Source organism: Streptomyces sp. YKOK-I1, from assembly GCF_054660435.1.
Genome location: NZ_BAAGDR010000001.1, coordinates 2,749,758 through 2,771,538, shown reverse-complemented (window position 1 = coordinate 2,771,538; position 21,781 = coordinate 2,749,758). Strand labels below are relative to the sequence as shown.

At 72.3% G+C, this 21,781-nt stretch carries 21 protein-coding genes; 14 read left to right on the top strand and 7 right to left on the bottom strand.

Features of this window, described 5'->3' with window-relative positions:
* Positions 1-37 precede the first annotated feature (37 nt).
* Positions 38-1,027 carry a 2,3,4,5-tetrahydropyridine-2,6-dicarboxylate N-succinyltransferase gene (dapD, locus tag ACYQ8Q_RS11905; RefSeq protein ID WP_460064321.1) on the top strand — a complete coding sequence of 330 codons (990 nt, stop codon included), beginning with the start codon at positions 38-40 and terminating at the stop codon, positions 1,025-1,027.
* Positions 1,028-1,053: 26 nt separating this feature from the next.
* Here the strand turns inward: dapD and ACYQ8Q_RS11900 are convergent, their stop codons facing one another.
* Entirely contained in the window at positions 1,054-1,230 is a 177-nt protein-coding gene (locus ACYQ8Q_RS11900) for a hypothetical protein (protein ID WP_460064320.1), read from the bottom strand.
* A 157-nt stretch (positions 1,231-1,387) separates the two neighbouring features.
* Between ACYQ8Q_RS11900 and ACYQ8Q_RS11895 the strand changes: the two genes are divergently transcribed.
* On the top strand, positions 1,388-1,693 hold the full coding sequence (locus ACYQ8Q_RS11895) for a hypothetical protein (RefSeq protein ID WP_460064318.1): 306 nt from the start codon (positions 1,388-1,390) through the stop codon (positions 1,691-1,693).
* On the opposite strand, the gene ACYQ8Q_RS11890 is transcribed toward ACYQ8Q_RS11895, so the two are convergent.
* Positions 1,669-2,220 carry an HAD domain-containing protein gene (locus tag ACYQ8Q_RS11890; RefSeq protein ID WP_460064317.1) on the bottom strand — a complete coding sequence of 184 codons (552 nt, stop codon included), beginning with the start codon at positions 2,218-2,220 and terminating at the stop codon, positions 1,669-1,671. The genes ACYQ8Q_RS11895 and ACYQ8Q_RS11890 overlap by 25 nt on opposite strands.
* Before the next feature lie 140 nt (positions 2,221-2,360).
* On the opposite strand from ACYQ8Q_RS11890, the gene ACYQ8Q_RS11885 reads away from it, so the two are divergent.
* Both ACYQ8Q_RS11885 and ACYQ8Q_RS11880 read left to right on the top strand, forming a co-directional pair.
* Positions 2,361-2,918, top strand: a complete 558-nt coding sequence (locus ACYQ8Q_RS11885) for a SigE family RNA polymerase sigma factor (protein WP_460064315.1) — start codon at positions 2,361-2,363, stop codon at positions 2,916-2,918.
* Positions 2,915-4,138 carry a WD40 repeat domain-containing protein gene (locus ACYQ8Q_RS11880; protein ID WP_460064313.1) on the top strand — a complete coding sequence of 408 codons (1,224 nt, stop codon included), beginning with the start codon at positions 2,915-2,917 and terminating at the stop codon, positions 4,136-4,138. Before ACYQ8Q_RS11885 ends, ACYQ8Q_RS11880 begins: the two co-directional genes overlap by 4 nt.
* Positions 4,139-4,150: 12 nt before the next feature.
* Here ACYQ8Q_RS11880 and dapA read toward each other — a convergent pair whose 3' ends face one another.
* Positions 4,151-5,050, bottom strand: a complete 900-nt coding sequence (gene dapA, locus ACYQ8Q_RS11875; protein WP_460064311.1) for a 4-hydroxy-tetrahydrodipicolinate synthase — start codon at positions 5,048-5,050, stop codon at positions 4,151-4,153.
* A gap of 118 nt (positions 5,051-5,168) precedes the next feature.
* On the opposite strand from dapA, the gene ACYQ8Q_RS11870 reads away from it, so the two are divergent.
* The 3 genes from ACYQ8Q_RS11870 to ACYQ8Q_RS11860 all read left to right on the top strand — a co-directional run bounded on the left by ACYQ8Q_RS11870 (position 5,169) and on the right by ACYQ8Q_RS11860 (position 7,046).
* Complete coding sequence (locus tag ACYQ8Q_RS11870) at positions 5,169-5,606, top strand: DUF3618 domain-containing protein (RefSeq protein ID WP_460064309.1); 438 nt, start codon at positions 5,169-5,171, stop codon at positions 5,604-5,606.
* A 76-nt stretch (positions 5,607-5,682) separates the two neighbouring features.
* Positions 5,683-6,291 (top strand): ArsR/SmtB family transcription factor, encoded by a 609-nt coding sequence (locus ACYQ8Q_RS11865; protein ID WP_460064308.1) that lies wholly within the window; start codon positions 5,683-5,685, stop codon positions 6,289-6,291.
* 20 nt (positions 6,292-6,311) lie between these two features.
* Positions 6,312-7,046: an SRPBCC family protein gene (locus tag ACYQ8Q_RS11860; protein WP_460064306.1), complete on the top strand. Its 735-nt coding sequence runs from the start codon at positions 6,312-6,314 to the stop codon at positions 7,044-7,046.
* Between the two features lie 4 nt (positions 7,047-7,050).
* On the opposite strand, the gene ACYQ8Q_RS11855 is transcribed toward ACYQ8Q_RS11860, so the two are convergent.
* Positions 7,051-8,877: an endonuclease/exonuclease/phosphatase family protein gene (locus ACYQ8Q_RS11855; RefSeq protein WP_460064305.1), complete on the bottom strand. Its 1,827-nt coding sequence runs from the start codon at positions 8,875-8,877 to the stop codon at positions 7,051-7,053.
* 272 nt (positions 8,878-9,149) lie between these two features.
* On the opposite strand from ACYQ8Q_RS11855, the gene ACYQ8Q_RS11850 reads away from it, so the two are divergent.
* The 4 genes from ACYQ8Q_RS11850 (at position 9,150) to ACYQ8Q_RS11835 (ending at position 15,154) form a co-directional block, all read left to right on the top strand.
* Positions 9,150-10,580, top strand: coding sequence for a hypothetical protein (locus tag ACYQ8Q_RS11850; protein WP_460064303.1), 1,431 nt, complete (start codon positions 9,150-9,152; stop codon positions 10,578-10,580).
* Positions 10,581-11,801: 1,221 nt separating this feature from the next.
* Positions 11,802-13,250 carry an alkaline phosphatase PhoX gene (locus ACYQ8Q_RS11845; RefSeq protein WP_460064301.1) on the top strand — a complete coding sequence of 483 codons (1,449 nt, stop codon included), beginning with the start codon at positions 11,802-11,804 and terminating at the stop codon, positions 13,248-13,250.
* 207 nt (positions 13,251-13,457) lie between these two features.
* Positions 13,458-14,114: a GntR family transcriptional regulator gene (locus ACYQ8Q_RS11840; protein ID WP_460064299.1), complete on the top strand. Its 657-nt coding sequence runs from the start codon at positions 13,458-13,460 to the stop codon at positions 14,112-14,114.
* 14 nt (positions 14,115-14,128) lie between these two features.
* Positions 14,129-15,154, top strand: a complete 1,026-nt coding sequence (locus ACYQ8Q_RS11835) for a 1-aminocyclopropane-1-carboxylate deaminase (protein ID WP_460064298.1) — start codon at positions 14,129-14,131, stop codon at positions 15,152-15,154.
* On the opposite strand, the gene ACYQ8Q_RS11830 is transcribed toward ACYQ8Q_RS11835, so the two are convergent.
* Positions 15,136-16,581, bottom strand: a complete 1,446-nt coding sequence (locus ACYQ8Q_RS11830; RefSeq protein ID WP_460064296.1) for an MFS transporter — start codon at positions 16,579-16,581, stop codon at positions 15,136-15,138. The genes ACYQ8Q_RS11835 and ACYQ8Q_RS11830 overlap by 19 nt on opposite strands.
* Before the next feature lie 157 nt (positions 16,582-16,738).
* Between ACYQ8Q_RS11830 and ACYQ8Q_RS11825 the strand changes: the two genes are divergently transcribed.
* Positions 16,739-17,305: a TetR/AcrR family transcriptional regulator gene (locus ACYQ8Q_RS11825; RefSeq protein ID WP_460064294.1), complete on the top strand. Its 567-nt coding sequence runs from the start codon at positions 16,739-16,741 to the stop codon at positions 17,303-17,305.
* 66 nt (positions 17,306-17,371) lie between these two features.
* Here the strand turns inward: ACYQ8Q_RS11825 and ACYQ8Q_RS11820 are convergent, their stop codons facing one another.
* Positions 17,372-18,568: a TerD family protein gene (locus ACYQ8Q_RS11820; RefSeq protein WP_460064293.1), complete on the bottom strand. Its 1,197-nt coding sequence runs from the start codon at positions 18,566-18,568 to the stop codon at positions 17,372-17,374.
* Positions 18,569-18,654: 86 nt separating this feature from the next.
* The gene (locus ACYQ8Q_RS11815) at positions 18,655-19,464 is read right to left on the bottom strand and encodes an NAD-dependent epimerase/dehydratase family protein (RefSeq protein ID WP_460064291.1); all 810 of its coding nucleotides are present in this window, start codon (positions 19,462-19,464) and stop codon (positions 18,655-18,657) included.
* A gap of 169 nt (positions 19,465-19,633) precedes the next feature.
* On the opposite strand from ACYQ8Q_RS11815, the gene ACYQ8Q_RS11810 reads away from it, so the two are divergent.
* Both ACYQ8Q_RS11810 and ACYQ8Q_RS11805 read left to right on the top strand, forming a co-directional pair.
* Positions 19,634-20,581 carry a 5-dehydro-4-deoxyglucarate dehydratase gene (locus ACYQ8Q_RS11810; protein ID WP_460064289.1) on the top strand — a complete coding sequence of 316 codons (948 nt, stop codon included), beginning with the start codon at positions 19,634-19,636 and terminating at the stop codon, positions 20,579-20,581.
* Positions 20,578-21,777 (top strand): hypothetical protein, encoded by a 1,200-nt coding sequence (locus tag ACYQ8Q_RS11805; protein WP_460064288.1) that lies wholly within the window; start codon positions 20,578-20,580, stop codon positions 21,775-21,777. Before ACYQ8Q_RS11810 ends, ACYQ8Q_RS11805 begins: the two co-directional genes overlap by 4 nt.
* The last annotated feature ends 4 nt before the right edge of the window (positions 21,778-21,781 follow it).

Genomic DNA, 21,781 nt, shown 5'->3' with positions numbered 1-21,781 from the left:
TTAGCCTCCGCACTCTTCGTCCGGTTAGGTTTTTCCTATGACCGATACGACTGCTCCAAGCACCACCGGCGCGGTGGCCACCGGCCTCGCCACCCTCGCCGCCGACGGCACCATCCTCGACACCTGGTTCCCGGCCCCCGAGCTCGTGGCCGACCCCGGCCCGTCCGGCACCGAGCGCCTCACCGCCGACCGCGCCGCCGAGCTCCTCGGTGACGGCGCGACCGCGGCCGTCGGCCCGGACCCCCGCCGAGGTGTGGAAGTGGTAGCGGTCCGTACGGTCATCGCCTCCCTCGACGCCAAGCCGCTCGACGCGCACGACGTCTACCTCCGCCTCCACCTCCTCTCCCACCGCCTGGTCCGCCCGCACGGCCAGAACCTGGACGGCATCTTCGCCCACCTCGCCAACGTCGCCTGGACCTCCCTCGGCCCGGTCGCCGTCGACGACGTGGAGAAGGTCCGCCTGAACGCCCGCGCCGAGGGCCTCCACCTCCAGGTGACGTCCATCGACAAGTTCCCGCGCATGACGGACTACGTCGCCCCCAAGGGCGTCCGTATCGCCGACGCCGACCGCGTCCGCCTCGGCGCGCACCTCGCCGAGGGCACCACGGTCATGCACGAGGGCTTCGTCAACTTCAACGCCGGCACCCTCGGCACCTCGATGGTCGAGGGCCGTATCTCGGCCGGCGTGATCATCGGCGACGGCTCCGACATCGGCGGCGGCGCCTCCACGATGGGCACGCTCTCCGGCGGCGGCAACGTCATCATCTCCATCGGCGAGCGCTGCCTGATCGGCGCCGAGGCGGGCGTGGGCATCGCGCTCGGCGACGAGTGCGTGGTCGAGGCCGGCCTCTACGTCACCGCCGGCACCCGCGTCACGATGCCCGACGGCCAGATCGTCAAGGCCCGCGAGCTCTCCGGCGCCTCGAACATCCTCTTCCGCCGCAACTCGGTCACCGGCACGGTGGAGGCCCGCCCGAACAACGCGGTGTGGGGCGGCCTGAACGACGTCCTCCACAGCCACAACTGACCCTCACCGGGCACGGGGACGGCCCGCTACAGCTTGATCAGCCGCGGCCGCGCATCGGGGCGCCCGTACGCCAGGATGCGCGGCAGCACCTCCAACGACGAGGGCTCCAAGGTCACCCGCAGCACCTCGCCGTCCAGCTCCACCTCCCGTACACAGCCGTAGGCGGTGCCCTGGTCGGGTGTGACAAGGCAGTGTGTGTCCATGCCGAGACGTACTTCCTGGGCGCCGGGCTCGTCGTGCCTTGCTCCGGATAGTCGAGCCCACAGGCGAGCGGTGCGGTGAATCCGTACGCCATGCGCGTGTTCCACCACTGGGGACCGACACGTTCTGCGGGGCGTCGGTCAGGGCGGAGGAGGGCGTGTGATCCGCGGTATCTGTTCGTTCGTGAAGGAGCTCGTGGGGGAGATCGTGGGCGAGGCGGCGCTGACGCTGCTCGTCTGCCTCACCCTGGCCGGTCTGGGGCTGGCGTTCTTCTGGGGATGGCAGCGCAGCCCGCTCGCGGCCCAGGGCGTCGGCGGGGCCCTGCTGGCCTTCCTCTGCTACGGCGCCTGGGAGGTGAGCCGTCCCCCCGGAGCCGGACGCCGCACACGGCTGGCCGGCGTCGCGGCGACCACCTTCACCGTGGCCGCGCTCTTCCTCGCCTACGCCGTGTCCTGTGGTTGCTGACCCACCGGTGACCCCGGAAACCCCTGCGCACCCAGCCCCCGCGCGAAGTCCCGCAACGCCTCGAAGTCCCCGTCCCCCAGGCCCGAGCGCGGGCTGACGTGACGCAGCAGAGCCGGGGCGGGGTGGCGGGCGGTGACGAAGTCGGTGTCGGCGCGGGTGAGTTCGTCGTCGACCCAGGCGAAGGGGCGGCCCCCGGCATGGGCGAGGAGGGTCTCCGTCTTCCAGTGGACGCCGTCGGTCCGCTCGGCGAGGAGGGCCGGGCCGAAGTCGACGTGGGGGAGGTCGGGCAGCCCCACCACCGGTGCGATCCAGCGATTGGCGAGGGCCATCCAGGTCGTGGCCCAGACCAGCTCGTAGGGAAGCCGCAGCAGCGCCGCCCCGTGCCCCGGGTTCAGCCAGACCCGCAACGGCCGCCCCGGTCGCACGGCCGCCCTGATCGTCGTATAGCCGCCGGGACGCCGCTCGGGCTTGGCGGCGTACGGGTTCAACGGCCCGTCGACGTCGAGGAACAGCAGCGGACGGCTCATACGGCCACCGTAGGGCAGCCCCCTCCCCGAGTCGGCGGAATTATTTCCGTGCCGGCAGGCATAGCGGCGTGCGCCTGGAGGCGTCACAGAGGGCACAGGGATCGGGCAGAGGGTCCGCTCCGGGGGAAGAGAAGGTGACGATGGATGCCGAGGGACTGGAGAGTTTCCGCGACTTCGTGGACAGCAGGTCGTCCGCGCTGCTGAGGACCGCCGTCCTGCTCAGCGGCGGCGACCGGCACGCCGGTGAGGACCTGCTCCAGAACGCCCTGGCCAAGGCCGCGGGCCGCTGGCACCGCATCGACGAACCCGAGGCGTACGTACGGCAGGTGCTGTACCGCCAGCAGATCAGCCGCTGGCGCCTGAAGTGGCGCCGGCGCGAGGTCAGCGTCGCCGAGCCGCCGGAACGCGGCGCCGACCCGGACGGCTCGTCCGCCGCCGACCTGCGCCTCGTGATGCGCGCGGCCCTGTCCCGGCTCACCGCCCGTCAGCGCACCGTCCTCGTGCTGCGCTACTTCGAGGATCTCCCGGAGGCCGACGTGGCCCGGATCCTGGGCTGTTCGGTGGGCACCGTACGGTCCACCACCCACCGCTCCCTGGCCCGGCTGCGCTCCCTCGCGCCGGAACTCGCCGCCCTCGGTCCCGCGGACGTCGAACAGCCGCCGTCCCGTGACTTCTCGCCCGTGGAGGTGCGTCCGTGAACGTCGACGAACTCGTGCGCGACTCCCTGCGCGACCAGGCCGAGGCGCAGACGCCGGCCGCACCGGGCCTCGCCGACCGTGTGCTGGGGCTGCGCCGGCGCCGCCGTACCCGCAGGCTGGTGTCGACGGCGGCCGCGGTCGCCGCCGTGGTGGCGGTCTCCGTGGCGGTGCCGATGCTGGACTCGGGCGGGACGAGGGACGTACGCCCCGCGGACGTCACGGTGCCGGACCGGACCGTCGCGCACCCCGACCAGTCCCCGCCGAGCGATCTGATCGCCGCAGGGCGGACGGCGCTGGCCGCGTACTACGGGACGGTCCCGGTCGCGCAGTCCAAGGAGATGGCGGTGGCCACCCGCACGTACTGGCTGCTGAACCCGGTGACGAAGAAGTACGTGAAGACCACCAAGTGGTCATGGGTCGCCGTCGCCCCGGGGCTGAGGACCGCGGCCGTCCTGGAGCAGAACCTGCCCGTCAGCCGGATCGGCCTGCTCGACCTGGCCAGTGGCGAGGTCAAGCGGTGGATCAAGGTCGACCGGACCGTCGGCGGGCTCGCGTTCTCCCGCGACGGACGGGAGCTCGTCGCGACGACGTACAGCGAGAACCCCGACCTCAGGCCCATCCCCAAGAAGCTGAAGGGGGGCGGCGAGATGACCGTGGAGACACAGTCGCACCGCACCGGCTTCTACGTCATCGACGTGGCGTCCGGGAAGGCGGGGCCCTGGAGCCAGGTCGGCGCGGGCGGCGGCCCCGGTTCCGACGACATGATCAACACCCGCCAGGACTTCGCGTTCAGCCGCGACGGCAGCCTCATCTGGTCCGGCAGGCCCATGGACCCGGGCTACCAGTACTACGACCGGGACGGCACCGAGGTGGGTCCGCCCGCCGACGCGAAGTACCAGCGCTGGTACGTCGACGCGGGTCTCTCGCCCGACGGCAGCCTGCTCGCCGGGGACTTCGCGGGCAAGAAGTACAAGACGTCCTCCTGGATCCTCGACCCCAGGAGCGGCAAGCAGATCACCGAGACGCACGGCCAGCAGCTGCTCGCCTGGGCGAGCGACGACTCGCTCGTCGCCTGGGACATCGGCAAGGACGGCAACGAGTACCACCAGCGGCTCGTCCTGGTCACGCTCCACAGCGACAAGGTGGTCCCGCTCAGCGGCTTCCGCTCGACGAAGGACGACACCCTGGGCCGCTGGGAACCGGTGTTCGCGGACCGATGACGGTCCTCGGCATCAGGCGACGCAGCGCTCGTAGACGTCCCGCAGCCCGTCGACCGCCGCGCGGTCCGCCGGGCGCAGCGGGGCGCGGACCGGACCCGCGGGCAGACCGAGCGCTCCGAGGAGCGCCTTGGCGGTGACGGCGCCGGGCAGACCCGCCGCCATCATCGAGGCGATGAGAGGGGTGGCGCGTTGCTGGAGGCGGGCGGACACGGGGGTGTCGCCCGCCTCGAACGCGTCCAGGACGGCACGGAGTTGGGCCGGCACCACGTTCGCGACGGTGCTGACGTACCCCGCCCCGCCCACCGCGTAGAGCGCGAGATTGTGCTCGTCGCATCCCGCGTAGTACGCCAGCCCGGTCTGCCCGATGACCTTCTGGGCGCCGAGGAAGTCGTAGGAGCAGTCCTTGACGGCGACGATCCGCGGATGCCCGGCGAGCCGCAGCAGGGTCTCCGGCTCGATCCGGGTGCCGGTGCGGCCGGGGATGTCGTACAGCATCACGGGCAGCCCGGACGCGTCGGCGACCTCCCGGAAGTGCGCCTCCAGGGCGTCCTGCGGGGGCCGGCTGTAGTAGGGGCTGACCACGAGCACCCCGTCGGCGCCGGCCTTCTCGGCGGACCGGGCGAGTCCGACCGTGTGCCGGGTGTCGAAGGTGCCGACGCCCGCGACGAGGGGGACCCCGTCGCCGACCGCCTCCCGTACGGCCGTCACGAGCTCCGCCTTCTCGGCGTCCGAGGTGGTCGGCGACTCGCCGGTCGTGCCGGACAGCACCAGCCCGTCGCAGCCGTGCGCCACCAGCCACTCGGCGAGCCGCTGGGCCCCGTCGAGGTCGAGCGCACCCGACGCGGTGAAGGGCGTGACCATCGCACAGAGGGCCCGGCCGAAGGGAGGGGTCAGGGAAGCCGCGTATGTCATGACAGCAGTCTCGGCATCATCACCGTGAAGCTCCACTTAAATCTGCTACGAGATATCGATAAGTGATGCTGAGAGGTGAGGGTCCGGTCGGACCGGGTACCCGGAGTCCCGTGAGCGGATGAGCGAGGGAGAGGGCGCACCGATGGCGGACAGCGGACCGGTCGGGGGGACGGTGGCGCGGCTGTGGCGGGGGATGGCCCGGACCGGGGGCCGACTGGGCGGCGCGATGGGGGAGTTGGCCGGCCGTGCGGACGTGGGCGGGCGGGTGTGGGTCCGTACGGCGGATCTCCGGGACCGGGCGGGCGCGAGGGCGTGGCAACTGCGCGGCGCCGCCTTCCGTGCGGGTCATGCCCTCCGGGAGCATGCGGCCCGCGCCGCCCGGGGCGAGGTGGCCCGAGCAGGCCCCGCCCTGGAGCGCCGGGCATCCGCGTCCGCTCCAGCCCCCGCGCCGATGCGGTGCGCGATGCGGCACGCCAAGCCGGTCGCGATCGCGGGCGCGGCGGGCGCGGCGCTCCTCGCGGCGGCGGTCCTCGCGCGGCGCCGGCCCGAGCGCTGAACCCCGGCCCGGCCACCGCCTCACCGAAAACTCATCCTTCCTGGACAAAAAAAGTTTTCGGTGAGACGGTGTACGCATGCTGGATGTGACCGTGATCGAGGACCCCGAGGCCGCCGCCGTCTCCCTGGACCCCATACGGGCCAGGCTGCTGGCCGAGCTGGCCGCGGGGCCCGCGTCGGCGGCGATGCTGGCCGGGAAGGTCGGCCTGCCGCGGCAGAAGGTGAACTACCACCTGAAGGCCCTGGAGCGGCACGGCCTGGTCGAACTGGCCGGCGAGCGCCGCAAGGGCAATGTCACCGAGCGGCTGATGCGGGCCACCGCCGCCTCGTACGTCATCTCGCCGCTCGCCCTCGCCGAGGTGCAGCCTGACCCCGACCGCTTCCGCGACCAGCTCTCCGCGCGCTGGCTGCTCGCGCTCGGCGCGCGCCTGGTGCGGGACGTCGGCGCGCTGATCACCGGAGCCGCGAAGGCCCGCAAGCGGCTGGCGACCTACGCGCTGGACGGCGAGGTCCGCTTCGCCTCCGCCGCCGACCGCGCCGCGTTCATCGAGGAACTCACGGCGGGGGTCAGCGCCCTCGTCCGCAAGTACGACTCCCCGGACGCGGAGGGCGGCCGTGACCACCGGATCGTCGTCGCCGTCCATCCCACGCCGAAACCGCAGGACCCCGAACTTCCCCACCCGTGAGACCGGTTCAGGAGCAGAAGATGTCCAAGGAATTCGAGATCGTCCGTGAGTTTGAGGTCGACGCCACTCCTGAGGAGGTGTGGGAGGCGATCACCCACGGCACCGGGGCGTACCTGTGGCCGATGGAGGCCCCGGAGCCCAAGGTCGGCGGCACGGCGGCCTTCGGGTCCACCGTCACCGCGTACGACGCCCCGCACCACCTCACCATCCGCAGCGAGGACGTCGGTATCCCGATCCAGAGCCTGAACCAGCTCGAGCACGTCATCGAGGCGCGCGACGGCGGCCGGCGCGCCTGGGTGCGGTACGTGCACAGCGGGATCTTCACCGACGACTGGGACAACCAGTACGACGGGGCGAGCCGGCACACCGACTTCTATCTGCACACCCTGCGCGAGTACCTCACCCACTTCGCGCCCCGCCCCGTCACGTTCGCCCAGCTCAACGGGCCGGAGGCGTCCATCACCCCCGGGGCGCTCACCGAGGTCGAGCGGGCGCTGGGCCTGGCCGAGGACGCCGTGGAGGGCACCCGGGTGACCGTGCGCGGTCCGCGGGAGTTCGACGCCGTGCTCGACTACCGCAACCCCTACTTCGTCGGACTGCGCACCGACGACGCCCTGATCCGTGTCTTCGGGCGCAACCACTGGGGCGCCCCGGTCGGCATCAGCGTCCACGACTTCGCGGCGGACGCCGATGCCGAGGCCAACGAGACCGCCTGGCGGACCTGGCTGGACGAGGTGTTCGGCCAGGCCCGCTGACGGGTCACGGCTCGAAGCGCAGCACCTGCGGGTCGTGGTCGCTGATCTGGTCGTGGAACTCCGCGTTGATGTGCACGCTGTCGTACGCGAAGTCGCAGGACCGCCGCACCGACGGGCTGACCAGGATCTGGTCCAGCACCTGCTGGTTGCCCTGGTAGTCGTAGCTGTACCGCTCGTTCCTGGGCAGCGACTTGATCGCCGACCACAGCTCGCCGTCACCCTCGAGGATCTTCGCGGTGTCGGAGAACTCGAAGTCGTTCATGTCGCCGAGCGCGATGACGTCCGCGGTGCGCTGCGCCTTCAGCAGGTCGTTGACGAACCCGTTGACCAGCGTCGCCTGCTGGTGGCGCTGGACCTCCGAGCTGCGCACCACCGGCTGGTACTGCGCGTGCAGCGCCTGGTCGCCGCCCTTGGAGTTGAGGTGGTTGGCGATCACGAAGACCGTCTGTCCGCGGAAGACGAACTCGCCCACCAGCGGCTTGCGGCTGGAGTTCCAGGCCGTGTTCGCCGGGTCGATCCGGCCCGGGGACACGGTCAGCTGCGCCTTGCCGCGCACCTTCGCCACCCCGACGGCCGTGGTCGCGTCGCCGCCCGCGCGGTCGGTGAACGACACCCGCTGCGGGTTGAACAGGAACACCTGGCGGATGTTGCCGCCCGGCTCGCCGCCGTCGCTGTCGTTCGCCGGGTCGATCGAACGCCAGTCGTACGCCGGACCGCCCGCCGCGACGATCGCGTCGATCAGCTTGGTCACGGTGACGTCCGCGGCGGTCGTCCCGTCGTCCTTCGCGCCGGTGTTGTCCTGGATCTCCTCCAGGGACACGATGTCGGGCGAGCGCAGGTTGTTCACGATCGCGGAGGCATGCGCCGCGAACGTGGTGTCGGACGGGTCGAGGTTCTCGACGTTGTACGTCGCGACCGCGAGCTCGCCCTTCTTCTGCTTCTGGGTCGTCTCCCGCTCCAGGCCGCCGCTCTTCAGCGTGCCGAGCGCGTTCGCGACCAGCGTGTAGCCGCCGAACTGGTTGTAGTCCAGCGGGCCCGCGGTGGTGCCGGCCAGGGTGTCGCCGACGTTCGCGGCCGGGAAGTCGGCCGTCGCGCCCAGCGACTGGATCTGGAGCCGGCCGGTGTTCTGCGCGGTGTACGAGCCGTACACCGTGCCACCGCGCCGGCTGGCGTTCTCGTGCGGCTTCACCGTGACCCACAGCTCGCTGTACGGGTCGGTGGCGGTGACCACGCGGGCGTCGGCGACCTGGACGTTCATGCCCTCCAGGGACTCGTAGTGGTCCAGGGCGTACTTCTTCGGCTCCAGAGGGAGCGCGTTGATCGAGTTGTTCGCGGCGCTGTCGCCGGCCGGGGTGTAGGCGGCCGGCACCGACCGCGCGTCGATCACCGTGGCGGCCGGGACGGCGTTGCCGCTGGAGACCACGGTCACCGTCGGCTTGGTGATCTCGGTGACGGACTGGTTCCCGGACGACGTGCCGCCGGGGACGTACTCGGAGACCGTGCCGTTCACGGTGACCGCGTCGCCGACCGCGACCTTCGGGGTGGAGCCGGTGAAGACGAGGATGCCCTCACTGGTGGCCGGATCGGCGTCCGGGTTCGGATCCTGTATCCAGAAGCCTCTGGAGGAGCCGTAGGTGCGTACGCCGGTCACGATCCCGGTCACGCCCGTGACGGCCTGGCCGGCGTACGGCGAGATCCGGGTCGTGCCCTGGATGTCATGGATCGCCACCGTGTCCGCGTGCGCGGGGGAGGTGAGGGCGACGGTGGAGGCCGCGGAACAGACGGCGGCGACGGTGAGCGCGGCGACGCGCGCGGACTTCTTGCTCGGCAACGGGATCCCTCCGGGGACATGCGTGGGTGCCGGGACGAGGGTGGAGCGGGGGCGCGTATGACGCGCGTAGAAAGGCGCGTAGAAATGCGCGGAGAATGAGTGAACAGTCGTTCCCCCGAACTTCTACGCGCGTCAATCTCCTGCTTGATCAGGCCAGTTGTCAAGGATTGAGCCATGTATGACTCCCGGCGGGGAGATGAACCGGACGGGATGGGTGGAAATCCCTCTAGGCTGAACGCCCGAGTGGTACGACGCCCTAGGAGACCCAGCCGATGTCAGACAGCTCCCCCCTGCCGCCCGTACGGCTGCACCCCGAAGCGGAGCTGGCGCGCGACGCGCTGTCCACGCCGTTGCTCTCCCGGGCCGCCCGGCTCGCCCGCTGGGCCGGCCCCGACACCCGCGTCGACGCCGGGGGCCGGCTGACCGAGGACCTGCTGCCGGCCGCCGCCGAGGAGCTCGCACTGACCGGCGAACACGCGGCCGCCGGCGTGGCGGAAGCCTGGCGGGTCGCCCTGGACATCGGCCTGCTGGAGGTCGTCGACGAGCAGGCCGACACCGTCACGCCCGGCGAGGACCTCGCCCTGCTGACCGGCGGCTCCCCGCACGACGTGCTCGGCGTCTGGCTCGGCGCGCTGGAGTCGGTGATCGCCGACGCGGCGGTGCCCGACCTCGACGGACTGATCGACGCCATGGACGAGGGCGGCGCCGTCGATTTCTCCAAGCTGGACTGGGACCCCGAGGGCGAGGCCGCCTTCCTCGACGGCGTGCTCGGCAACCTCTATCTGCTCACCGCCAGCGAGGACGGCCCCGGCGACGGCCCCGTCCCGCTGCCCGCGCTCGCCGCCTCCATGATCGTCCCCGGTGACATGGGCGAGCCCACCAACGACGTCCTGGAGCAGGTCTCCGACGCGATGATGCGCCTCGACGACCAGTTCCGGCTCCTGGAGCCGATCGGTCTGGTCACCTACCGGCCGGTGGACGAGGCGCTCATGAACGAGACGGACGAGGAGGGCGCCGGGACACCCGTCGACGAGACGGACGTCTCCCGCTACGGCATGGTCCGCCTCACCCCGCTCGGTCTGTACGGGCTGCGCGCGCGGCTGCTGGAGTCCGGCTTCGAGGCGCCGTCCGTCGGGGACCTCTCCGACAAGGGCGCCGACGTCCTCCTCGACGGCAGCGCCGGGTACGGTCCGCGGGCCGCCCGCGCCGAGACGGAACAGTGGCTGGAGCGGCGCGAGCCCCTCGAGGCCGCACGGGAGCTGCTCGCCGCCGCCCGGGGTGCCGACCCCGGCGCACCGCTGCGCCGGCTGCGCTGCCAGGAGGCGCTCTCCCTCGTCGGCGCCCTGGCCGAACCGGCCGTGCGGGAGGTCCTCGACGATTCCGAGCTGGGCGGACTCGCCCGGGTGTGGCTGAGCGAGCTGGGCGCGACCGACGTTCCCGCGCCCTCCGAGGACCTCGTCTTCTGGCTCACCATCGACACCGTCGCCGCGCAGCTCACCGCCGAGGGCAACTCCGAGGAACTCCAGGCCCTCGTCGAGGGCCTCGCCGCCCAGCACAGCGGCTTCTTCGCGGCGGCCTGGCGCGTCGACCACCCGGCGACCCCCGACGTCCTGGAGGCGATGGGCCGCCTCCACCCCGACAAGCGCATCGCGAAGGAGGCCCGCAAGGCGGCTTTCAAGGCGAGATCCCAACAGAACGGCTGAGCCAGGGGCCAGGACTACGGGCCTTCGGGCAGGACCGACGCGTGGGGTGCGCGGCACTACGACGACGAGCCGTGCGCGGGCGAGTGCGCGGCTTTCCACGGCGCGGATGCAGCGTCAGGCGAACACGCCTCCGAACGGAGTGCACCGGGGCGGTCGGGGGCTGGAGATCGGCGAGGGGGGCTGGAGATCGGGGACTGGGGACCGGAGAGTTGGGGGCGATCGGGGACTGGGGACCGGCGAGAGGGCTGGCGATCAGGGGTCGGCGACTGGGGAATGGCGGCTGGGGGCCTGCGCCCGGCGGGAAGAGGCAACGCGGTTTTCCGTGGTGGGAGCGGGATTGCCTGGTCGCCGGGGGAGAGAACGTGTCCCGCGTGCTCGGCGGTGGGTGGTGGTGGGTGGGCGGTGGGCCGTGGGCCGTGGGTGGTGGCGGGTGGTCGGTGAGCCGTCGCGGGTGGCGGGTGGCGAGTGGCCGGTGGGTGGAGGCCGTGGTCGGTGGGCGGAGGGGCCAGCCCCGCCGCTTCGCGGTCGGGGGAGTGGTCGGCTCTCGGGCCGTTGCGTGGTTGGTGGGGGAGTGGTCGGCTCTCGGGCCGTTACGTGGTCGGTGGGGGAGTGGCTTGCCCTCGTGCTGTTGCGTGGGGGAGCGGGCGGCTTTCGTGCTCTTGCGTGGTCGGTGGGGGAGTGGTCAGCTTTCGTGCTGTTGCGTGGTCGGTGGGGGGAGTGGCCGGCCCTCGTGTCTTTCGGCGGTCGGGGGCCGGTTGCGGGTGAGAATGGTCCAGAGCTTTTCAGCGGCCGACAGGGAGTGGCCCGGACCCGCTTGGGCAACCTTCGGGCGGCAGCCCGCCCCGGCCTCGCCCGACCTGCGTACCTTCGCCCCCACCTCGCCCCAGACTCCTTGCCCCCCGCCCCGGCATCGGCCTCCCGGCCCTTGGCTCTTCACCTCCCTCGCCTTGCCCGCCTCTTCGTCCCGTGGCCCTTCCTCCTCGGCCTCGCCCCCAGCCTTTCCCCCCACCCCCAGCCCCCCTCCGCTCCCTCCCGCTCCGGCCGATCGCCGCCCCCGTAGGGGTTCTCTTTTGGCTTGCATGGCTGGATCCGTACGGATTCATGGAACCGGGTCCCCGTCCGCCGCGCGCCGTTCAACTCCCGTTCACGCATGGGCGGGACGGTGTCGCCCGAACGAGGTCCGCCACCCTCCACGGCACGTCCACCGTCACAGGAGACTTCATGTCGCTCACCCGCAGGGACTTCGCCAGAAACTCCGCGCTCACCGGTGCCGGGGTGGCACTGGCGGGCACCGTCGGCGCCCTCGCCACCGCGCCGAACGCCCTCGCCTCCACCGAGACCGAGAGCGCGACGGAGGAGTCCGCGGCCGCACACGGCGGCGTCGGCTACGGGGAGCTCGTCCCCGACCCCGACGGCATCCTCGCGCTGCCCGCCGGGTTCAAGTACCGGATCATCACGTACAGCGGCAGGACCAAGCTGGAGTCCGGCGAGTTCACCCCCTCCAACCACGACGGCACCTCCACCTTCGACGGCCCGCGCGGTGCGACCCTGCTGGTCAACAACCACGAGCTCAAGGGCCCGCGAGCCAACTGGAAGTACCCCGTCCCGCTCACCGAGGGCCTGGTCTACGACCCCGCCGCCTCCGGTGGCTGCACCGTCGTCGAGGTCCGCCCCGGCGGCAGGGTCGCCGAGTGGGTCGGCATCGCCGGCACCTCCACCAACTGCGCGGGCGGTAACACCCCCTGGGGCACCTGGCTGACCTGCGAGGAGACCGAGGACAAGGCCGGCCAGAACGGCATGACCAAGGACCACGGCTATGTCTTCGAGGTGGACCCCGAGGACCGCCGCGCCAACCTGAGCCCCAAGCCGATCAAGGCGCTGGGCCGCTACGCCCACGAGGCCGTCGTCGTCGACCCCAAGCGCGGCCACCTGTACCTCACCGAGGACGCGGCCGGCCCCAACGGCCTCCTGTACCGCTGGACCCCGCCGGAGCACTTCTGCCACGGCCGCGGCAAGCTCCGCACCCTCGCCGACGACGCCGGCGTCCTCGAGGCCTTCAAGTGCTTCGACTCCGGAGGCCAGTTCGTCGACGACCTGTCCCGCGCCACGAAGATCGGCACGGTGTACGGCGTCGACTGGGTCGCGGTCCCCGACCGCGACGCGAAGACCACGGCCGTCCGCAAGCAGTTCACCGACGGCCAGGTCACCCGCGCCCGCAAGCTGGAGGGCATGTGGTGGGGCGACGGCGGCACGTACATCGTGTCCTCGTACGCCCGCAGCGAGAGCCCCGTCCAGCACGACGGCGCCGTCTGGTTCTACGACCCCAAGCGCCGCACCCTCACCCTGAAGGTCCTGCTCGGCGTCAACCCGGACCCGGACGCGGACGGCGCCTTCGACGGCCCGGACAACATCACGGTCTCCCCGTACGGCGGACTGGTCATCGCCGAGGACGGCGAGGGCGTCCAGCACCTCTTCGGCGCCACCGACAGCGGCCGCACCTACCCGATCGCCCGCAACGAACTCAACATCGGCACCGCGGAGGAGCCGGAGTACAGCGAGTTCACCGGCGTCACCTTCTCCCCGGACGGCAAGACCCTCTTCGCCAACATCCAGGACCCGGGCATCATGCTGGCGATCACCGGCCCGTGGAAGCGCCAGAAGCGCGGCTGAGCGACCCGGCCGGGCGACGCCGGGTAACGCCGGGTAATTCGCTCGCGACCACCCTCGTAGAGCATCCGGCCAGTCCGTCGCCGGCTCCTGATCTCGGGCACCTTCCCTGCGGCCCGCACCCTCACCCGGGGTGCGGGCCGTCTCTCATGTCTGCGTCCGTGTCCACCCCTTGCCCGGGTCCCGGACTGACATCTAACATTTCAGTTCATGGAGGCCGTACCCCGCACCCTGCTCAGGGACCGCGCCTACGCCGCGATCCGGGACGCCATCGTGACCGGGGCCATCGAGCCCGGGGCGGTGGTGCGGGACGGCGATCTCGCGGAGCGGCTCGGGCTGTCCCGGGGGCCCGTGCGGGAGGCGTTCGCCCGGCTGGTGGACGAGGGGCTGCTGGAGAGCAAGCCGCAGAGCTACACCCGGGTGACACCGGTGGTCGCGGCCGACGTACGGGACGCGGCGGCGGTGGTCGGCGCCATGCACGAGCTGGTGACGAGGATCGCGGTGCCGCGTCTGTTCGCCGCGGACGTCGAGGCGATGCGCGCGGCCAACGAGCGGTTCGCGGCCGCCGTACGGGACGGGGACGTGGACGCGGCCCTGCGCGCCGACGACGAACTGCACGACGTCCTGGTCAGGGCCGCCGGAAACCGCGCGGCCGCCGCGACCGTCGCCCGCTACACCCCCCTGATCCGGCGGCTGGAGCGACGGCGCTTCGGCGAGGGCGGCACCTGCCGCTCGGCCGGGCTGCACGGACGGCTGATCGGGGCCTGCGCCGACGGTGACGTGGACGAGGCGGTCCGGATCACGGCGGAGATCTGGCGCACCCTGGCCGACCTGGCCGATCCGGCCGATCCGGCCGACACCGAATGAGCCAAGGAGGCTCCATGTCCGCGAAGTCCCTCTCCTCGTACGAGCGTTACCCCCTCCTCTTCGGCCCCTCGCCCGTCCACCCGCTGGAGCGGCTCACCGCCCACCTCGGCGGCGCCGCCCTGTGGGCCAAGCGCGAGGACTGCAACTCCGGCATCGCGTACGGCGGCAACAAGACCCGCAAGCTGGAGTACCTGGTCGCCGACGCCCTCGCGCAGGGCTGCGACACCCTCGTCTCGATCGGCGGGGTGCAGTCCAACCACACCCGCCAGGTCGCCGCCGTCGCCGCCCGCGCCGGGCTGAAGTGCGTGCTGGTGCAGGAGAGCTGGGTGGAGTGGCCCGACGCCGTGTACGACAAGGTCGGCAACATCCTGATCAGCCGGCTGGCCGGGGCCGACGTACGGCTGGTGCGGGCCGGGTTCGGAATCGGTTTCAAGGAGAGCTGGGAACTGGCGCTGCGCGAGGTCGAGGAGTCGGGCGGCAAGCCGTACGCCATCCCGGCCGGCGCCTCCGACCATCCGCTCGGCGGGCTGGGCTTCGCTGGCTGGGCCTATGAAGTGGCCGAGCAGGAGCGGGAGTCGGGCGTCTTCTTCGACACCGTGATCGTGTGCTCGGTGACCGGCTCCACCCAGGCCGGCATGGTCGCCGGGTTCGCCGCGCTGGAGGAGGCCGGCGGCCGCCCCCGCCGGGTGATCGGGATCGACGCCTCGGCCAAGCCCGCCGAGACCCGCGAGCAGATCGCCCGCATCGCCCACCGCACCGGACAGCTCATCGGTGTCCGCAGCGAGTTGACGGTCGACGACATCGAACTCGACGAGCGGTACCACGCGGGCGTCTACGGTGTCCCCGACGACACCACCCTGGAGGCGATGCGCCTCGCCGCCCGCACCGAGGGCATGGTCACCGACCCCGTCTACGAGGGCAAGTCGATGGCCGGCCTGATCGACCTGGTCGCCCGCGGCGAGATCGGCGCCGACTCCACCGTGCTGTACGCGCACCTGGGCGGCCAGCCGGCGCTGAACGCCTACAGCGCGCTGTTCTGACCGGCGGTCGGGGTGCCCCGGCGGGCCCTGATCGCGAAGGCCGCGATGAGAAGTGCGGCCAGGGCGATCAGGGCGGCCGCGCCGAAGGCACGGGAGGCGCCGTGGGTGAGGATCTCCGCCGGGGTGCCGGTGGCCTCCCGGGTGGCGGTGCCGTACACCGTGACCAGCGCGGACAGTCCGACCGTGCCGCCGATCCACTGGAGGGTCTGGAGCAGACCGGAGGCGGCGCCGGCCTCCTGCGGGCGGACCTTGGCGAGGATCGTGGCGTTCAGCGGCATCAGGGCCAGGCCGATGCCCAGGCCGAGCAGGACGAGCGGTCCCAGCAGGGCCGTCGCGTACCCGTCGCCGGGCCGCAGTCGCCAGAGCCAGGCGCCCGCCCCGGCGAGCAGCGTCATGCCGGTCAGGACGAGGGGCCTGGCACCGTACCGGGCCAGCAGCCGGGGGACGAACCGCACGGTCGTGAACATCACCGCGGTCATCGGCAGGAAGGCGAACCCGGCGCGCAACGGGCTGTAGCGCAGGACCTGCTGGCAGATCAGCGTGAGGAAGTAGAAGGCGCCGAACATACCGGCCGGCAGGAGCAGAACCCCGGCGTAGGCGCCCGCGCGGTCGCGGTCGGCGAAGAGCCCGAGCGGCATGATCGGCTGCTGTGCGCGGGCCTCGACCAGGGCGAAGCCGGTCAGCAGCGCGGCCGCGAGGCCGAAGCCGGCCGACGCCCGGCCGTCGCTCCAGCCCGTCTCCGACACCCGGATGAACGCGTACACCAGGGAGGTCGTCCCGGCGGTGCCGGTCAGGGCGCCCGCCGCGTCGAAGCGACCCGCGTGGCGTGGGGTCTCGGTTACCACGCGGGGCAGGGCGAGGGCGACCGCGAGGCCGATGGGGACGTTGATCAGCAGGGCCCAGCGCCAGGACGCCCATGCGGTGAGCATGCCGCCGAGGACCAGTCCGACGGAGGCGCCGAGGCCGGCTGTGGAGGAGTAGACGCCGAGGGCGTGGTGGCGGCGGGGGCCCTCGGGGAAGTGAGTGGCGATCAGGGCGAGGGTGCTGGGCGCGGTGAGGGCGGCGCCGGCGCCCTGGAGCGCGCGGGCGGCGAGCAGTCCGCCGTCGCCCGTGGCGAGTCCGCCCAGCAGGGAGGAGCCGGCGAACAGCAGGACGCCGACGGTGAGGGTGCGGCGGCGGCCCAGGAGGTCGCCGGTACGGCCGCCGAGCAGCAGTAAGCCGCCGAAGGCGAGGGTGTAGGCGTTGAGCACCCAGGACAGTCCCGTGGGGGTGAAGCCCAGGTCGTGCTGGATGTCGGGGAGGGCGACGTTCACGACGGTGGAGTCGACGCCGACCATCAGATACGCCGTCACGACGACGAGGAGGACCGCCCGCAGACGGGTCGCGGACTCGGCTGCCGGGTGCGGGGGTGCGCCGGTGGTGGACATGAGGTGCTCGCTCCCTGTCTGGTGTCCCCGCGGGAAGTGATGGAGCATGCGGGCAGCACGACACAGCCCGCAGAGACAAGCGCAGTAAGCGGGGACTCTCTCCGTTTAGTGCTCGATAAAATACGGAGAGAGCCCCCGGTTCGCAAGGAGTAACTGGATGACGCAGGTCAGACCCATGCGCGCGGACGCTCGCCGCAACTACGAGCGGTTGCTGAAGGCGGCGGCCGAGGCCTTCGCCGAGCATGGGGAGGGGGCGTCCCTGGACGACATCGCCAAGCGGGCCGGGGTCGGATCCGGCACGCTGTACCGGCACTTCCCCACGCGTCAGGCGCTGTTGGAGGCGGCGTACGTCGACCGGATCGAGGCGCTCGCGGCGCGGGCCGACGAGCTGGGGGAGACGCTGCCGCCGGGAGAGGCTCTGGTCGAGTGGCTCAACGAGCTGTGCGTGGGGACGCTCGAGGTGCGCGGCATGAAGGCGCTGCTGGGATCCGCCGTCACGGACGGGAGCGTGGCCGCGGTGACGGCCTGCGGGACGAGCATGAAGGGCGCGGCGACCCGGTTGGTGTCGGCGGCGCAGGAGGCCGGGGTGCTACGGGGCGACCTCGAACCGATCGACGTCCTGCGGCTGGCCCACGGCGTGGCCACGGCCTCGGAGCTGGCGAAGGGGGAGCGGACGGTGATCCGCCGGTATGTGGGCCTGCTGGTGGAGGGGTTGGCGGCGTAGCCCTCCAGGGGCGCGGGGAACTGCGCGACCAGCCCCCGCGCGCGCCTGCACCCGGAGTACGACGCGCTACAGCGCCTGTGCCGCCGACTTGACCATGTTGCGCACGGTCCTCGCCTTGACGAAGTCGCCCATCGCCGTCATGTCCCACTCGCCGGAGAACTGGCGGATCAGCTTGGCCATCATCACACCGGTCTGGGGCTCGGCGTTGGTGAGGTCGAAGCGGACGAGTTCCTCGCCGGTGACGGCGTCGAGGAGCCGGCAGTAGGCCTTGGCGACCTCGGTGAACTTCTGGCCGGAGAACGAGTTGACGGTGAAGACCAGACCGGTGACCTCCTGCGGGAGCCGGCCGAGGTCCACGGCGATCACCTCGTCGTCGCCCCCGCCCTCACCGGTGAGGTTGTCGCCGGAGTGCTTGATCGCGCCGTTCACGATGGACAGCTTGCCGAAGTAGCAGCTGTCGATGTGGTTGCGCTGGGGGCCGAACGCGATCACGGAAGCGTCGAGGTCGATGTCGGCGCCCCGGAAGGCGGGCTCCCAGCCGAGCCCCATCTTGATCTGCGAGAGCAGCGGCCGGCCGCCCTTGACCAGGGACACGGTCTGGTTCTTCTGGAGGCTGACCCGGCCCTTGTCCAGATTGATCTTCCCGGCGCCGGGCGCGGGCGGGGCGGTCGCCGGCGGCGGGGTCTGCGGCATGGGCGGGGCGGCCGGGGTCACCGGGGCCGGGGCCACCGGGGCCGGAGCGACAGGCGCCGCGGCGGCCGGCGCCGCCGGCTCCTCCACCGTCACGCCGAAGTCGGTGGCGATGCCCGCCAGCCCGTTGGCGTACCCCTGCCCCACCGCCCGGGCCTTCCAGGCGCCGTTGCGCAGATAGATCTCCACGACCACCAGCGCCGTCTCGGTGCCGAGCTGCGGCGGGGTGAAGGTGGCGAGGACGCTGTTGTCGTCCGCGTTGCGGATGGTGGCCGTCGGTTCGATGCCCTGGAAGGTCTGACCCGCGGCGTCCGGGCTCGCCGTGACGACGATCTTCTCGATGCCCGGCGGGACGGCGGCCGTGTCGACGGTGATCGCGTCCGGTGCCGTACCGCCGCCGGAGCGGTACGTCACGCCGGGGCCGGAGGGCTGGTTGTAGAAGATGAAGTCGTCGTCGGAGCGCACCTTGCCGTCGCCGGTGAGCAGCAGGCCCGACACGTCGAGCCGCACCGGGGCGGCGACGTCCACCGCCACCCGGGAGGCGGGGAGAGGGATGTTCGAGCCAGGGGTCATAGCTGTCATGCCGGGTAGAACGAACGAAGCCGCTTTACCGTTCCCTTACCGTTCCCCGCGTCGCCGTGGGCTCGTGGTGAGGTCCGTCAGTACGGCCAGATCGGCGGGTCGCTCACGAAGTGGCCGCCCAGATGGGCGTGCGCGACGTTCTCCGGGTCCAGTTCGCCCTGTTCGGCGATCAGCTTCTCGGCGTACGGCTCGGAGTCGTCCTGCGGCTCGTAGCCGAGCGCCCGCGCGGAGCCGAGGTCCCACCACAGGCGGGTGTTGGCGGAGGAGCCGTAGACGATCGTGTGGCCGACGTTCTCCGCGGTCAGGGCCGCGTGGAAGAGGCGGGCGCCGTCGGCCGGGCTCATCCAGACCGACAGCATGCGCACGCTGGTGGGCTCGCCGAAGCAGGAGCCGATGCGCACCGACACCGTCTCCAGGCCGTGCTTGTCCCAGTAGAGCTGGGCGAGGTCCTCGCCGAAGGACTTGGACAGGCCGTAGAAGGTGTCCGGGCGGTGCGGGGTGCCGACCGGGATCAGGGGGTCCTCGCCCCGGGGGCGCGGGGTGAAGCCGACCGCGTGGTTGGAGGAGGCGAAGACGATCCGGCCGACGCCCTCCTCGCGGGCGGCCTCGTACAGGTTGTACGTGCCCTCGATGTTGGCCTTCAGGATCTTCTCGAAGGGGGCTTCCAGGGAGATGCCCGCGAGGTGGATGATCGCGTCGACGCCCCGGACGGCCGCCCGCAGGGCCTCCCGGTCGGCGAGGTCGGCGACGATCGCGTCCGGTTCGCCGTCGATCGGGCGCAGGTCCAGCAGACGCAGCGTGTAGCCGTGGGCGGGGAGCAGGTCCCGCATCAGGGTGCCGAGGCCGCCGGCGGCCCCGGTGAGCAGGACGGTGCGGGGAGCGGGCATCCTCGGTCTCCTTGGGTCACGGGCTTCCTGCGTGCACGGTATTCACATTCATGGACAAGTTAAGGATCACTGGCTTGCCCGGTCAAGGGTGGCACAAGATGTGTTCATAAATATAAACTCCGATCAGAAGCATGCACGCACATCTCGGTACTGACTCCAGGGAGAGCCCGTGACGCCCGCCGACCTGGCCACTCGACTCGGTATCCCCAGCGGACCGCTGTTCTTCCCCGTCACCGCCTACGGCCCGGACGGCGCCGTCGACCCCGACGTCTACCGCGCGCATGTCCGCCGGGGCGTGGAGGACGGAGCCGCCGCCGTCTTCGCCTGCTGCGGCACGGGGGAGTTCCACGCGCTCACCCCGGAGGAGTTCGAGGTCTGTGTCCGGGCGGCTGTCGAGGAGACCGGCGGACGGGTCCCGGTCGTCGCGGGCGCCGGGTACGGGACCGCGCTCGCCGTGCGGTACGCGCGGCTCGCCGAGGAGGCCGGCGCCGACGGGCTGCTCGCCCTGCCGCCCTATCTGGTCCTCGCCCCCCAGGAGGGCCTGCTGCGGCACTACCGGGAGGTCGCGGCGGCCACCGCGCTCCCCGTCATCGTCTACCAGCGCGACAACGCCGTCTTCACCCCTGGGACGGTCGTCGAACTCGCCCGCACCGAGGGGATCGTCGGCCTCAAGGACGGCCTCGGCGACCTCGACCTCCTGCAGCGGATCATCAGCGCCGTCCGCACCGGGGGCCCCGGCGACTTCCTCTACTTCAACGGCCTGCCGACCGCCGAGCAGACCCAGCTCGCCTACCGCGCCCTCGGCGTCACCCTCTACTCCTCCGCCGTGTTCTGCTTCGCCCCCGAGATCGCCCTCGCCTTCCACCGGGCGCACACCACCGGCGACGACGCCACCGTCCACCGCCTGCTCGACGGCTTCTACCGCCCGTTCGTCGAACTGCGCGCGCGGGGCCGCGGCTACGCCGTCTCCCTCGTCAAGGCGGGCGTCCGGCTGCGCGGCCTCGACGTCGGCGAAGTCCGCCCGCCGCTGCGCGAACCGGGCGATGATCATGTCAAGCAGCTCGCGCAGCTGATCGAGCGCGCCCACGCGCTCCTGGAGGAGGACAAGGACAAGTGAAGGCGTCAACGTTCGTCTACCCCTGGGACGTCAACGGCGACCCCGCCGCCCCCGCCCGGATCGCCTCCCTCGGTGTGGAGCAGGTGACCCTGGCCGCCGCCTACCACTCCACCCGCGCCCTCACCCCCCGCCACCCGCGCCACCGCATCGTCACCGCGGAGCACGCGGCCGTCCTGTACCCGGCGGACGCCCGCTGGGAGGGCCGGGAACTGCGCCCCTACCCGGCCGGGGACTGGGCGCCCGGCGACGCCTACGGGGAGGCCGCCGAGGCCCTCGCGGACGCCGGCCTGGAGGTGCACAGCTGGGTGGTGCTCGCCCACAACTCCCGGCTGGGCGCCGACCGTCCGGACACCTCCGTCGTCAACGCCTACGGCGACCGCTACCCCTGGGCGCCGTGCATCGCCCAGCCCGCCACGCGCGCGTACCTCGTCGACCTCGCCGCCGAGGCCGCCGTACGCCCCGGCGCGCGCGGCACCGAACTGGAGTCCCTCGGCTGGTACGGCCTCCAGCATCTGCACGCCCACGACAAGACCGGCGGGGTCGGTCTCGGCGACGCGGGCCAGTACCTGATGGCGCTCTGCTTCTGCCCCGCCTGCCGGGCCGGCTACGGCGCACAGGGCCTGGACGCCGACGCGCTCGCCGCCGCCGTGCGCGGGGCGCTGGAACCGCTGTGGCGGGGGGTGCCGGACGATGGGCGTACCGCCCGGTCGGGCGAAGCCGAGACCGGGGGAGGCTGGGCGGACGTCGAGAAGCTGCTGGGGGAGGAGACCGCGGCGGCCACGCGCGCGTGGCGCGACGACACCGCCCGCACGCTCCAGGAGAGCGCGGTCGCCGCCGTCCGCGCGGCCGCCCCCGAGGGCTTCCAGGTGCTGCTGCACGCCGACCCCGTGACCCACCACGTGGGCGCCAACCCGGGCGTCGACCCCGGGCACGTCCTGTCCGTCGCGGACGGGGTCGTGGTGCCGTGCGCCGGCGGGCCTGGCCTGCTGACGCCCTTCGCCGAGCAGGGCCGCGCGGACGCGGTGATCGCCGCGAACCTCGGCGTCGTCTCCGGCATGGGCGGTAGCCCCGGCACGCTCACCGCGGACACGGCACGCGCGCGTGAGCTGGGCGCGACCGAGATCCGGCTGTACCACGCGGGCCTGGCGTCGGACGCCGACCTGACCGCCGTACGGGAGGCGCTGGCGGCGCGATGAGTCC